A 14,429-nucleotide genomic window follows, 5' to 3' on the forward strand; every position below is an offset into this window, starting at 1 on the left:
CAATTAAAATTATATAAGGGAGAACACTATACATATGTTTACAATTTGTTTTAGAGAGTTTAAAGATTTATTCAAAAGTATCCGTTCAATAATAGTTATTCTTATTATATTTGGAGTGACATTAGGGGTTGCAAAAATACTTAGTCAATTTGGAGACCAAATTAAATCCTTTGGTTTAGGCAACAATGTATATGCAGCAGGTTTACTTACACTCCTTTTAATAGCAGGTCCACTTTTCGTTACGAGTTTATCCCATAATGTAATAAATCAGGAATTACATTCTAGAACCATTCGATTTCTTGCAACAAAGATATCTAGGGATAAAATAATTTTTGGTAAATTCTTAGGTGTATTACTATTTTGGATAGTATGTCTTTTAACAGCACTTTTATTGGTTGTTCCATTCTCCAAAGCGTTTTATTTTCCTGAGTTTATTCAAGCTGTAATTTATATTTCTTATTTTATTGGAATGACAATCTTGATCTCTACTATAATTGCTAAACCATCTATAACGATGTTTTTAGGCATTGCCATAGCTATAATAATGCCTGTATTAGGAATATGGGGCACGGTCTCTGAGAACATATTCTTAAGAATAGCTAGTCACATCACGCCTTATTTTTACTATACTCAAGAAAACACATCTTACACTTATTACGTAGCGTTTTTCCCAGTGATATTTTTAGTATTAACTATTTTCATTATGAGAAAGAAGGAATTATAAATGTATGCCATTGAAGCTAGCAACTTATCCAAAAAATATGGCGAAAAAGTAGTAGTAAATAATCTTAATCTTAAAGTTAAGGAAGGGAGTATTTTTGGATTTCTTGGAAAGAACGGCGCAGGAAAGTCTACATTTATAAATATGATTACTGGTTTAATTTCTCCTACTTCTGGTTCATTTAAATTGTTTGGTACTACTCAGTATGCAGATAAAGATTTTTATACAAAGATAGGTGTACTTCCGGATTATTCTACCTTTTACGAACATCTAACAGCTCTAGAGCACTTGAAGTACTTTAGTGGAATCTTAGGTCTTTCTATGACTAAAGAAGACCTGATGGATATATTAAGGTTAGTAGAATTAGAGGATTCGGCTAATTTAAAAGCTGGAAAATTTTCTTTTGGGATGAAAAAAAGGTTAGGTATTGCTCAAGCATTAATCAATAATCCACGTATCTTATTTCTTGATGAACCAACTTCTGGTGTAGATGCCAACGCTGTTCTAAACATACATTCTTTAATTAAAAATGTTTCTAAAAAAGGTACAACTATTTTCTTAACATCACACAATTTAGATGAAGTAGAAAAGCTATGTGATGACATCGCAATAATGGATAAAGGAAACATAAAGATACAGGGGAGTATGGAGGAATTAAGAAACGAATACACAAATAATATCACCCTATATATAAAACACGGGGAAGTTCAAGAAGAACAAAGAGAATTTCTTGAGAAGAATTTATTAGCTTTAGCTAAGAGTGTAAAAGTGGGAAACAAGAATACCGAATTAATGATAGATCATGAGGAAACTATTAATTCAGTAAATAGATTATTTTTATCACAGGAAATTAATGTATATAGATTAGAGATAGACGAGCCCTCTTTAGAAGAGATATTCATTAATATAAATATGGATACTATCTAATCAAAAATGAAGAAAATACATATTTTTAATATTATAGCAGGAATAATTATTATTGTTTCAATGAGCTTGGTACTTACTGGAGGAAGTAACAACATACCTTACTTTTTAATTATATTGTTTTTCATCTCTTACTTTATGCAAGCTATGAAGATTGGTAAGAGCGTTTGGGTAATGGTTACAGGATTACTAGTTGTTTGGTCTTTAGGTAGCTTACTTCCTTATTTGTTTGCTCCTTAAAACAATATAGAAGTAGTTTAAGAAGCTTTTTACATAGCTTCTTTTATTACAAAATTACTATAAGATGTCTCATGTTAACTACAAACTTATACTTTAATGAACAAAAATATTCGTATCTATTATAAGATCTTAAAGTAATGGAGCGTTAACAAAATAAAAAGCCACCTCTGGTCGTCGATAGAGGTGGCTTTTTGAACATCATCATTATGGAATTTACCTCTTATATATTAACATTTATTTCTAAAAAAAGCCATATATAATGGGGTGTTGCATATGAATAAAACGTGCACTTTTTATACATCCGCCTCCCACTTGGGTATCGAGTAAATGCCGTCATATCAAGGATGTATAAAAAGATGCATAAAACAGAAACAGGGCCTCATCCATAACCCTTATCCCACAAGGGTTCTTTTTGGTGATGTCTTCCGGAAAGAGTGTTTATGTTAACTAGCGATGTATATCGTATGCAAAGAAAATCTATGTTTTAACCGTGGGTACAAAAGGAGCAGATATGGTAGAGTTAAGAAAATAGTTAAAAGGTGGATCGTATGGAAAAGAAAGATATAAATCAACTTACATATTATGGAGCTATTGGTGGATGGCTATCTATTTTACTAGTATATTTAGGCTTTTTATTTGTAGATACAAGTGTTGTTCTGGAATTTATTTTTTTGTCCTTTGGCGCAATGGGATGTGCAATGGGTTTAATCTATAATTTTTTTTCCTTAGGTCTGCTTGTAGTTGTTTTTAAAAAAGTAAAATCAGAGAAGTTCCTCTTGAGAAACGTTTTACTCATACTGTCATTTATTATTGCTGATTACTTACTTTTCTTCCGTCAACTTAATGATGTTTTTTAATACTATTTCCGATAATATGGATTATGTTGACTAGAAATGAATAGCATAGGCAAAGCATTTTAAGCTTTATATTGTAAAGTTACTTGTTTGTTTTACGATAATCTCTGAAATAATAGATTATAAAAATTGAAATAAAGAAACCAATGAAAAGTCCGATAAGACTTTCTATTTGAATATCTTTATCTCCAATTATTTGACCATAAATTATTCTAAATATAATACCAATAAAAGAGAGAACAGCAGCTATTATGGTAATACGTAAAAGTTTGATAAAAATCACACCTTTTACGTATTACCGTTTTTTAACATATTCAAAAGACTAACAAGTAAAAATTAGTATTTTGAATCGTTCACTCTTCCTAGAACGTGTTTTATGTTAACTAAAGACGATATCATATTCTATAAAAAAAAGAATATCCATTGCTGTTTAGCAGAATGGATACACCAATAGGGAATTATTTAATCTATAATACTCGCCATTTCAATATCGGGAATATTACTTCTCTTCTTTGAATAGAAGAAATTTATAAATTTACATTGGAAACAATCTTTTGTCTAACTAAAATAAATATAGTGATATTTTATTATATAAGTGAGGATGACCTCTTTTTACTTACCTGCTCTAACTGATGTCTTTTTTTTGGAAGAAACATTATATATTTGTATTCCAATTAATCCAAATATAACCGGACCTGCTACAATTGGAATATATTCAATTAAATGGACACCTTTACTAGGGATGATGCTTAATAAAATTGTTCCTAAGACAGACAGCATACCAATAGCTGCAACTGCGTAGGCCATCCAATCTTTTTTGATTTTAAACGGACGGTGACTCACCTTATCTGCGAAACGCAACTTAATATAGGCACTAATAAAGAATACATAAGGTATAAAAAATGCTAGTGTTGACATCAATATCAACATGTTTAATGCTTTTGATACAGTTGGAATAAAGGCAGAAAGTAATAAAATAATTGAAACAACCACAGCTTGTCCAATAATTAGGGTAACAGGCATACCGGACTCGTTTTTCTTTAACATTTTTTCCGAAAAGACGTTTTTAGCACTTTCTGCAATCATAACTGTAGGGTTTAAAATAATAAATGATAAGGAACCTACAAAGGCTAAAACAAAGCATAACCCTAAAAGTTGAGAAAGAGAAAATGGTAAATTAAATCGTTGTGTGATTTGATCTGCAAATAGATATAGTGCTGTTGCAGTTTGATCAGGAGAGATTTTCACTACAAACTGAAATGATAAGGTCGCTAAAATATATATAAGAGCAATGATAAACGATGTCATAAAAATAGCTCTGGGAAATGTTGTTTGGGGTTTCTTTATATTCCCTGCAATAGTCCCAAGCATTTCCGATCCTGAAAAAGAAAACATAAGTGTCGATAAAAACATAATTGCATTAAAAGAAATATGAGTAGGTAAGATATTATTAGGTTTAAAAGTTGTAGCACTACTGTATCCTTTAAATACACTATAAATTCCAAACCCCAATATTAAAGCAGCAGGAACTAAAACTCCTAAAGGTGCTCCCAGACCAGAAAGTTTTTTACTCATTTTTGTGCCGCGAATTGTTAACAAAGTAATAATCCAAAAGAAAACACACGAAAATAAAGCCGTGCTCATTGGATTTTCAGCTAGTTGTGGCTGTTTAATTCCATATGATAATGCTACAGTACTTGTGATTAGCAAAGAAGGATAATAGGTGAAATTAGCAATCCAAAAGAACCAAGAACATAAAAAAGAAGCTTTATCTCCAAAAGCCTTCTTAATCCACACTCCCATACCGCCTTGATTTGGATAGGTCGTAGCAAGTTCAGCTACCATCAAGCTAATAGGAACAAAATAAAGAAAAGCAGCAATAATCCAGAAAAACACGGCAGATGGGCCTATGGTAGATGCAAATGTAATATTACGTAGATTTAAAATAATGTTAATGCTGATGAAAGATAAACTTAAAATGCCTATCTGTTGTTTTGGTGTCGATTTCATGGTTGTTAAAATCCTTTCAAGTGAATAATTTGCATGCCGAATTATCCTCTTTCTTTAATAAAGAGAGGATGATCGGCAGCATACATAAAATTTAAAGTAGTTAGTTAATAGTATAACTTTGCCCAGTCAATACATGCACAGCATCTTTTAGTGTATTAGCTTTTACTAAAAGGTAGTCGGTATCATGCTCAAAAAGAGCAAGAATACCAATCTTGGCTTCAGCTAATGGTGCAGCAAGCGAAGATTAATATTTAAAGGACCTTCCAATTTAATTCCTTACGAATAGAGACTCGTTTATGTCCCCACTAGTCCTACCGGTACTTCAACTTATAAACATATAATGTACAAATTTTCTTCTGTATAGGTGATAGAAGTACACTCTTCATGGTTAAGTACTTTTTTTAAAATAGATTGATTTGGATCTAATATTACAACAGCTACTCTTTGTAGAAATAAGGATAAATTTATGTTATTAAAAATCTATTCTTTTGTAATAATTGTATAAAAATTCAATGTTCCGGGAGATATCATAAATTATATCTCACAGGATTTTGTCCGTTAGTGTGCACAGCAAATTGTGCATTTTCTCGTAAACCAGACTGTATTATACGCTTAATAAGTAGAATCCTTGAAAGCTTTTTATTAACGTTCACCCATTATCTACTGAAAAATTTAGTTTGTCAAGGAATGATTGCGATGTATATATATACGTTTTTTGTTTTTGTGAATTGGATGAAGGATTAGAAAATGTCCAAATAACTTAGCTTTCTCCAATTAATTAAAAAAGTTTTTTTATTCTACATTTTTTATAGTCAAATGCAAAAAATAAGTATATAATTTATATTAAATTCGTACCTATAAATTTAATATGTGGTAATAAATATTGATAGTCAGTATAAAAATAAGGGGTGTTATCATGAAATTTGCAAACGATTTTTTATTTGGGGCTGCATCAGCTTCTTATCAAATAGAAGGAGCTTGGAATGAAGATGGAAAAGGTGAAACTAACTGGGATGCTTTTTCAAAAATTCCTGGAAAAACATATAAAGGTACAAATGGAGATGTAGCCATTGACCATTATCATCGTTACAAGGAAGATATTAAATTAATGGCAGAGATGGGCCTAGAATCATACCGTTTCTCTATTTCGTGGGCACGTATCTTGCCAACTGGTGATGGAGAAGTTAATCAAAAAGGATTAGATTTCTATAATCAAGTGATTAATGAATGCCTGAAATATGGAATTGTTCCATTTGTAACGTTGTATCATTGGGATCTACCCTTAACGCTTGAAGAAGACGGTGGATGGACGAACAAACGAACAGCTGATGCTTTTGTTAAATATGCAGAGGTTTGTTTTAAAGCATTTGGAGACCGCGTTAAACATTGGATTACTTTTAATGAAACCGTTATGTTTTGCGGATTAGGCTATTTAAAAGGCGCTCATCCACCTGGTATTCAAAACGATGAAAAAAAGTATTTTCAAGCTACACACTATGTATTTTACGCACATGCAAAAGCTGTAGAGAGTTATAAGCAGCTCAAACAGTACGGAGAAATTGGTATTACACATGTCTTTTTACCGGCATATAGTGTTGATAATAAAAAGGAAAATATTTCAGCTGCTAGACACGCGAACGAATACGAAACATTTTGGTATTATGACCCAATTTTAAAAGGCGAATATCCATCTTACGTCGTACAGCAATTAAAAGAAAAAGGATGGACTCCAACTTGGACAGAAGAAGAGCTAGATACATTAAAAAGAAATGCGGAGCACAATGATTTCATTGGCCTTAATTATTATCAACCGATTCGAGTAGAGAAAACCCATGAAACTGTATCTTCTATCGAGCACTCGAGGGAAACCTCTACTTTAGCTCCTGGAAATCCATCGTTTGACGGCTTTTATCGCACAGTAAAGATGACAGATAAAACCTATACAAAATGGGGATGGGAAATTTCACCTCAAGGATTTTTAGACGGACTGCATATGTTAAAAGAGCGTTACGGCGATATCAAAATGTATGTAACTGAAAATGGCCTTGGTGATGAAGATCCGATTATTGATGGAGAAATTGTAGACGTTCCTCGTATTAAATATATTGAAGAACATTTAAAAGTGATTAAGCTTGCTATACAACAAGGCATTCACCTAAAAGGTTATTACGCTTGGTCTGTTATTGACTTATTAAGTTGGTTAAATGGTTATAAAAAACAATACGGATTCATTTACGTAGATCATAACGATAACTTAAACCGAAAGAAAAAACTCTCGTTTCATTGGTACAAGCATATTATTAAAACGAGAGGAGAAAACCTATAAGTAAAAAGAAAACCTCTTGATTTTAATCAAGAGGTTTTGTGTATAATAGAGGCAGTAAATTATTGAGAATGCAGACTAGGGAGATTATATGGCTATAAAATATAAAGAAATTGCAGATCGTTTAGAAAAAGAAATTCGAGAAGGAAAGTTTGACCAAACGAAAAAACTGCCGACGGAAGAAGAGTTGATAAAAGAATTTGAAGTGAGCCGTAATACAGTAAGAAAAGCAGTGACTCAGCTCGTTAATCGCGGCTATATTTATCAAGTCCAAGGAAGTGGCATGTTTTTGCGTGAAGAATCAGTTACAGACTATATTAACTTAGGCAGCCTTAGAGGGTTAACGAAAGACTTAAAGTCTAAAAAAGTGGAGACTAAAATTCTTGCTCTGCATGTATTAGCAGCTGATGAATTAGCTGTAAAAGGCTTACGATGTGAACCCGAAACTAAGCTTTATTATGTGAAACGTTTGAGAATTGTAGATGAAGAGCCTTTTTCTATTGAAATCAGTTACTTTAAAAAAGATGTAGTACCTTATCTAAATGAAGAGATTGCGTCAAATTCTATTTATAGTTACCTAATCGATGACTTAGAATTAAACATTGGATTTGCTGACAAAGTCATTAACTGTGAAAAAATTGATGAAGAAAGTGCGGAACTCCTTCATATCGAGCCATTTGATCCAGCAATGGTTATCGAAAATACGGTATGTTTAACGAACGGAACAATCTTTGAATGGTCAAAGTCAATCTTTCACTTTCAAAAAGCAAAAATCTTAAATCGTATCAATTTTAAATAAACACCAGCAAATATAAATACTAATGATAAGCAGCGTTTCGTCATAAAACACGAAATGCTGCTTATTCAATAGGTCCTTTAAATTTTAACCATATATATTATTTAAATGTTTGTAGGTATTCAGATACTTTTTCAAGACCTTTTTGTAATGTTTCCGTTTTACATGCATATCCAATTCGAACATGGCTTTCAATGTCGAAACAAGATCCAGGTGTTAAAAAGGCACCGTTTGCTTTAAAAAGACCTATGCAAAACTCTTCAGAAGACACAGGCAAATCATATTTAAGCATTGCAGTCGTTCCCGCACGTGGTTTAACATATGAAATTAACGGCTCCTTCTCCACCCACGCATCTAAGATAGATAAGTTCTCCTTAATTAATTTACGATTTCGATCCAAAATCTTGTCATAACTCTTTAATGCCTGAACAGCTAAAATATCGTCTAACATGCCGCAACTAATTGTTGTGTAGTCACGATGATGAAAACAATCGGTGATGACTTCTTTTGGAGCTGCAATCCATCCCAGACGTAGACCAGCTAACGAAAGTACTTTAGACATACTAGACGTGCTAATTCCTTTTTCGTAAATGTCAACAATAGATGGAACATGTAAGTCATCTTCTTGTAATAGTCGACGATATACTTCGTCACAAAGAATATATGCGTCACAAGAACGCGCAATTTCTACAATCTCTTCGAGCATCTCTTGTTCGATAATAGCACCAGAAGGATTATTTGGATTATTAAGAATAATCATTTTAGTTTTTTCATTAACTAAAGACTTTAACTCTTTTACATCGGGTAAATAGTTATTTTCTTCTCTTAAAGGTAATAAGTCTACAGTTGCGCCAAATGATGCAGGTACTTCATATAATTGCTGATATGTCGGATGAACAGCAACTACATGATCACCTGGTTGAATTAATGAATAGAGCACTAAAAAGTTTGCACCAATTCCTCCATTAGTAACTAATACATTTTCAGCATCAATTGAATCATATAATCCTGCCACTAATTTTCTGAAATCTGGGGAACCTTCAATGTGTCCGTATGTTAATTGGTTTTTCCCTAGTTCAATTAGAAATTTTTCTGGATCTGTACCGTCAAGTGAAATGAGTTCATTAACTGTCATTGACTCTACACATGTCTCTGCAATATTATATACAGCTTCCATTTCATATAAGTTCATCCACTGTTCTACTGCAAACGTTTTAATATTCATCGTAAAATCTCCTTTTTAATTTTAAAGTGTTGTCAAAAGTCCTACTTCTTTTTCAGCAGCTTTCTCTAGTAAGTAGTTTGCTGTTATTAGATCTTGTAACGAAATTCCTGTACTATCAAAAATCGTTATATCTTCATTTGAATTTCTTCCATTTTCTTTATTTAAAATAACGCTTCCTATTTCAGCTTTAATTTGATTTTCTGCAATGAGGCCCTTTTTATAAGGGATTTCTGTCTCACCTACATTGATGGCTTGGTCTACATCGTCAACAAAGACTTTTGTATCTACAAATAAGTTTTCATCAATCTCTTGCTTTCCTTCCATGTCAGCTCCCACACAAGAAATATGCGTTCCTGGTTTTACCCACTCTTTCTTTATTATTGGTGCTCGGGACGGAGTAGCTGTAATGATGATATCAGCTTGTTCTGTAGCTTCTTGAATATCTTGTGTTGCTTCAAATGTAACATCGATTCGATTCAGCATCTGATTATAAAATTCTTGATCTGTAGATTTGTATGGAGCAATGAGAGATAACAATTTATCTTTAATTGATGTACAAAAATCATTCGCATGCTCAAAGGAAAGAGCATTATAAACCGTTACTTTTTTAATGTTTTCCATATTCATTAATGTAGCGATAATTTGGTAAGGTCCTAAATGTCCTGATCCAACCAATAAAAGATGCTCAGAATCTTTTCTTGCTAAATATTTTGCGCCAATACTTCCAGCAGCTCCGGTACGCATCATCGTAATGTATTCTCCACTCATAATTCCAAGTGGTGCGCCCGTACGGCTATCCAGTACTAAAACTGTTCCCACAACTGCAGGTAAATTTTTTGAAGGATTTTCTCCGAACCAGGAAACTAATTTTAATCCAAAAATATTGGCACCTGTCAATTCACCGGACTTAATATCCATATCTGCTTTTCCAGGTTCAAATTCATGGAAGACCATCGGAAATAAAGAAGCATCTTCTTCAGCCTTTAATTTATACGCTTTTTCTACGAGACCTATTGTCGTTCTCATATCTAATAACTCTTGAATTTGTTCTTGATTTAAAATTCTAAATGGGAACAAATCTATTCCTCCCTTAAGCTTATATTTATTTAAAACGTTGTTATATTGGGTTCTTTTTAAATCTATCACAGCTTAAAAGATGGGAAAAATTAAGATATTCTATGGTATCCATAAGAAAAATTTAGTCATATATTTTTAAAAAGAAGCTTAATAAAAAAGGCTTACGAACATTAATAAAATATTCGCGAGCCTTTTTGAGATTAAAAATTATAGTTGCTCTTCCAAATATAGATTTTTTTCCTTAACCGTATTGAAATGCAATCGTTGTAAATAAAATAAGCGCCACAATAGAAAAATAGCTGCACAAGCTAAACCAGAGATTAATCCGATCCAATAACCAGAAGCTCCTGTAGATGTATAATTAGCTAATATATATCCCAATGGTAGACCAATACCCCAATAAGCTAATAACGTACTTATAAAGGAAATATTAACGTCTTTATATCCCCTTAAAGCGCCTTGAACTGGAGTCGCAATAGCATCAGACAATTGAAATAAAGCAGCAAAGAGTAGAAAACCTTCAGCCACTTTCTTGATATTCGTGTCAGATGTATAAATGCTGACAATAGAATGATTCCAAATGATTATTACTGTAATATAAAGAACCGCAAAGATAAGGGCAGCTCCTATCCCTATAAAGCTATACGTACGCGCTTCTTTAAAACGCTTTGCTCCAGCTTCAAACCCCACCGAAATAGTTAAAGCTAATGCAATACTATAAGGAGTCATATAAAGTAAAGCTTGAAAATTATTTGCAATCTGATGAGCAGCAATTGTATTCGTATCAAATTGACTCATTAGAATAGTAACTGCTGAGAAAACACTTGATTCGAAAAAAATAGAAAAGCCAATAGGTATACCTATTTTTAAGATTTGTTTCCACGTTCTAAAATGGAACGGTAAGAATTTTTTAAACACTTTATATACCGCAAATCGAGGAATTTTAGAAATAACTAAAATAGAAATAGCTAGCATACACCAATAAGTTAAAGACGATGAAATAGCTGCACCATACCCTCCTAGCTTTGGAAACCCCAGATTACCAAACATAAGACAATAATTTAAAAATAAATTAATGGGGATAGAGCACAGGGTAATCATCATTGTTATTTTTGTCTGCCCTAAAGCATCCATAAAACATCTAAGAACCGTATAAATAAACAAGGGAATAACGCCTATAGAGATCATTACTAAAAATTTATAAGCGACATCATATACTTCTGCTTCTAGATTCATCGAATCTAAAATGAAAGGTATACTAATGGCTCCTAACCCAATAATAATGAGTCCTAGTGTAATTGCTAAGTAAACTGCTTGCACGATAAAAGGTGCCACATTACTACGCTTGCGTGCTCCTACATATTGTGAGACAGTAGGCGTTACTGCCAATAGAATTCCTGCTAAACCTGTACTAATTGCTGTCCATATACTTGCTCCAATCGCAACTCCTGCTAAATCTTTTGAACTTACATGACCTGCCATTGTTGTATTAAAGAATTGCATAGCAAAAAGAGAGGTTTGAGTCACAAAGATAGGAATGAATAGTCCAAAAAACTGTTTTAATTTTTGACTAACCGTTTTTGTCTGCTGCATCTAAACACTCTCCTTTCACCCATAACTATAAGAAGCCAATTAGTTCAATATAGTTAAAGGTTGTTATATAAAAAATAAAATTCTAATGTCTTTGCTTTCATGTATATCTTTTGCTAATATAAATACCAGTTAACTTACGCCCTTATCAAATTTATCATAGGTTAAAATAACAAGAAAATTGATTAATTTAATGGTAACTATAAAGATTTTTTAGACATACCTTATATCTTTCAAGGAACTTATTGTTTTCCTATGTGAAAGGAACAAGCATGGAACTTAGAAACTTAAAAACCTTTCAAGTTGTTGCTGAGCATTTAAATATGACGAAAGCAGCTAAAATTTTAGGGTATACACAACCAACTATCACGTTACAAATTAAAGTGCTAGAAGGAGAATTGGGCCATTCACTATTTACTCGTATTGGTAAAAAAACGTTTTTAACGCCAGCAGGTAAAAGACTGCAAATACACACAGATAAGTTGTTTCGTGTCGTTGATGAACTAGAACGGGACTTAGAAGAATTAAATGGTCCATCTGGAACTTTAGCTATTGCTGCATCAGAATATTACTGTAGTCACTATTTATCAAGTTTAGTAAGTGCCTATATAAAGCTACACCCTCAAGTTAGATTGAAATTACTTCCAGCAAACAGTTTAGAAGTTATAAAAAAAGTACTTAATAATGAAGCTGATATGGGGATAATTGCTTGTGAGTGTAATAATCCAGATATTGAGCAATATGTTCTTGGAAAAGAGAAAGCAGTACTTGTAGTATCTGAAGAAATCTTTAAACAACATACTAAAGAAGAGATTTTAATGAATTATCCTTTCCTTTCTTACCATGGAAGTTGTAGTTTTGATACTGTTATTCAACAATGTTTTTCTGAGATGAACTATAACCCCAAAACAACAATAGAATTTGGTGGTAGCGATGAAACAATTAGACGTGCTGTGCTTAATCAAACAGGTGTTGCTTTGTTAGGGGAGAATGTCATAAAAGAAGAGTTAGTCAATGGTACCCTCGTCCCATTACATTATTGTACTCAAGAAATTGAGACTTCTTTAATTTATTTAAAGGATCGAGGAGAGGGTCCTACTATACACTCTTTTAGTGACTTATTAAAAGACACGTGGCAAGCTACAATATAATTTAAGTTGAAATTGAATCTGTTAGCTAATAACTCCTTAATGATATAATTTAGGGATTATTAGCTAACAATTAAATACCGATTTAAGCATAGAAAGATATATAAGAAAGCTATTTAAATTACATAATTTTTATAATTAAGTGCGATTTTAATTAATAAATTGATCGCTGTTTCTAATGCATCTTCATCTATATCGAACTTAGGATGGTGATGTGGATAGCTGCTTTTTTCTCCTCCAACTCCTACAAAAATAAATGCTCCTTTTCTTTCAGCTAAATAATAAGAAAAGTCTTCAGAGGCCATGGTTGGTTTTAGGGAAACAAAAGTTTCGGATCCATATAATTTTTTAACTATATCTTCTACAAAGAGACTTAGCTTCTCATCATTTATTAAAGGGGGTACTCCTCCAAGTATATCTAAATAACCCTTAGCACCAAAGCTACTGCAAATTCCTTCAACGATATTCTCCATTTCTTTACGTATCTTGTACCTTATATCATGAGATAGAGTTCGTATCGCTCCGTACATAGAAACATGGGCTGGAATGATATTATATGAATCCCCAGCTTCAATCTTACCAATTGAGATAACTGCTGGCTCTAAAGTGTCAATTCGTCTACTAATAATAGATTGTATAGCGTTAACAATTAAGCTAGATATGTATACAGAATCTATAGTTTCATGCGGCAGACCACCGTGTCCCCCCTTACCTTCAATACGAATAAGAAAGTCATCTACTGACGCCATCATTGCTCCAGAACATATCCCCACTTTTCCTTTTTGAAGAGGTTGCCATAGATGAATTCCAAAAATGGCATTAACATCTTCTAATACCCCTTGTTTAATCAAAAATTCTGCCCCACTTGGAGAGATTTCTTCAGATGATTGAAAGATAAACACAATGTTTGCTTCTACCTTATGTCTATTTTCTGATAACCATTTTGCAACTGCCAACAAAATAGCCATATGTCCATCGTGTCCACAGGCATGAGAAATCCCATATTTCTTTGAAATATACTTCTTTTCACCTTCCTCGACAATAGGCAATGCATCCATATCAGCTCTTAGTGCAATGGTTGTTGAACCTTTAGTTCCATTTAGATAACCAACTACATTTGGAGCTTGATAATCTAATAAGTCAATTTCCATTTCTCTTAGCTGTTTTTTTATATATTCACAGGTTTCAAACTCTTGACCAGATAATTCTGGATACTGATGTAAATATCGCCTATGTGTAATAGCCCAATCTGACAATTTATTTAGTGTGACGGTATCCATGTCCATTCCCCCTAACCAACTTTTGATTATTGATGAAAATATAAAAGTGTTATTTATTGTTAAATAGTATACTAATCATCCACTTACAACTAATTGAAAAGTTTTATTATTAGCATTAATAATTTTTATGGTTTCCTTCTTTCTAAGCAAAACTATTAATTTTCCTTATCGTAATCATAAAGCTTTTTAATTAGTAAAGATAACTGAATAATTTTACTATTTAGTTAAATAAATAAAGATC

At 32.4% G+C, this 14,429-nt stretch carries 11 protein-coding genes and 1 pseudogene; 6 read left to right on the forward strand and 6 right to left on the reverse strand.

Annotated elements, in window-relative coordinates; genetic code table 11:
• The first annotated feature begins 34 nt into the window (after positions 1–34).
• The 3 genes from ACH0CI_RS25400 (at position 35) to ACH0CI_RS25410 (ending at position 2,742) form a co-directional block, all read left to right on the forward strand.
• Positions 35–724 carry an ABC transporter permease gene (locus tag ACH0CI_RS25400; protein ID WP_394530742.1) on the forward strand — a complete coding sequence of 230 codons (690 nt, stop codon included), beginning with the start codon at positions 35–37 and terminating at the stop codon, positions 722–724.
• On the forward strand, positions 725–1,648 hold the full coding sequence (locus ACH0CI_RS25405; RefSeq protein ID WP_098598731.1) for an ABC transporter ATP-binding protein: 924 nt from the start codon (positions 725–727) through the stop codon (positions 1,646–1,648).
• A gap of 785 nt (positions 1,649–2,433) precedes the next feature.
• Positions 2,434–2,742: a hypothetical protein gene (locus tag ACH0CI_RS25410; protein WP_406902407.1), complete on the forward strand. Its 309-nt coding sequence runs from the start codon at positions 2,434–2,436 to the stop codon at positions 2,740–2,742.
• 609 nt (positions 2,743–3,351) lie between these two features.
• Here ACH0CI_RS25410 and ACH0CI_RS25415 read toward each other — a convergent pair.
• Together ACH0CI_RS25415 and ACH0CI_RS25420 are read right to left on the reverse strand one after the other, a co-directional pair.
• A complete protein-coding gene (locus ACH0CI_RS25415; protein WP_406902408.1) occupies positions 3,352–4,749 on the reverse strand; it encodes an APC family permease in 1,398 nt (465 codons plus the stop codon).
• A 100-nt stretch (positions 4,750–4,849) separates the two neighbouring features.
• Positions 4,850–4,978 (reverse strand): annotated as a pseudogene (locus tag ACH0CI_RS25420) (ACT domain-containing protein); the annotation flags it as partial.
• A 687-nt stretch (positions 4,979–5,665) separates the two neighbouring features.
• Here ACH0CI_RS25420 and ACH0CI_RS25425 point away from each other — a divergent pair.
• Positions 5,666–7,075, forward strand: coding sequence for a GH1 family beta-glucosidase (locus tag ACH0CI_RS25425; protein ID WP_406902409.1), 1,410 nt, complete (start codon positions 5,666–5,668; stop codon positions 7,073–7,075).
• Positions 7,076–7,163: 88 nt separating this feature from the next.
• The gene (locus tag ACH0CI_RS25430; protein WP_406902410.1) at positions 7,164–7,871 is read left to right on the forward strand and encodes a GntR family transcriptional regulator; all 708 of its coding nucleotides are present in this window, start codon (positions 7,164–7,166) and stop codon (positions 7,869–7,871) included.
• Between the two features lie 97 nt (positions 7,872–7,968).
• Here ACH0CI_RS25430 and ACH0CI_RS25435 read toward each other — a convergent pair whose 3' ends face one another.
• The 3 genes from ACH0CI_RS25435 to ACH0CI_RS25445 form a co-directional block, all read right to left on the reverse strand.
• Complete coding sequence (locus ACH0CI_RS25435; RefSeq protein ID WP_406902411.1) at positions 7,969–9,093, reverse strand: aminotransferase; 1,125 nt, start codon at positions 9,091–9,093, stop codon at positions 7,969–7,971.
• 21 nt (positions 9,094–9,114) lie between these two features.
• The gene (locus ACH0CI_RS25440) at positions 9,115–10,170 is read right to left on the reverse strand and encodes an ornithine cyclodeaminase family protein (protein WP_406902412.1); all 1,056 of its coding nucleotides are present in this window, start codon (positions 10,168–10,170) and stop codon (positions 9,115–9,117) included.
• A 207-nt stretch (positions 10,171–10,377) separates the two neighbouring features.
• Positions 10,378–11,763 (reverse strand): MATE family efflux transporter, encoded by a 1,386-nt coding sequence (locus tag ACH0CI_RS25445; RefSeq protein ID WP_406902413.1) that lies wholly within the window; start codon positions 11,761–11,763, stop codon positions 10,378–10,380.
• Positions 11,764–12,032: 269 nt separating this feature from the next.
• On the opposite strand from ACH0CI_RS25445, the gene ACH0CI_RS25450 reads away from it, so the two are divergent.
• A complete protein-coding gene (locus ACH0CI_RS25450) occupies positions 12,033–12,911 on the forward strand; it encodes a LysR family transcriptional regulator (protein WP_251621800.1) in 879 nt (292 codons plus the stop codon).
• Positions 12,912–13,024: 113 nt separating this feature from the next.
• Here the strand turns inward: ACH0CI_RS25450 and ACH0CI_RS25455 are convergent, their stop codons facing one another.
• A complete protein-coding gene (locus ACH0CI_RS25455; protein ID WP_406902414.1) occupies positions 13,025–14,188 on the reverse strand; it encodes a M20 metallopeptidase family protein in 1,164 nt (387 codons plus the stop codon).
• Positions 14,189–14,429 lie beyond the last annotated feature (241 nt).

The organism is Priestia sp. 179-F W1.4 NHS, assembly GCF_045369295.1.
In the GTDB taxonomy this organism is placed as follows: domain Bacteria; phylum Bacillota; class Bacilli; order Bacillales; family Bacillaceae_H; genus Priestia; species Priestia zanthoxyli.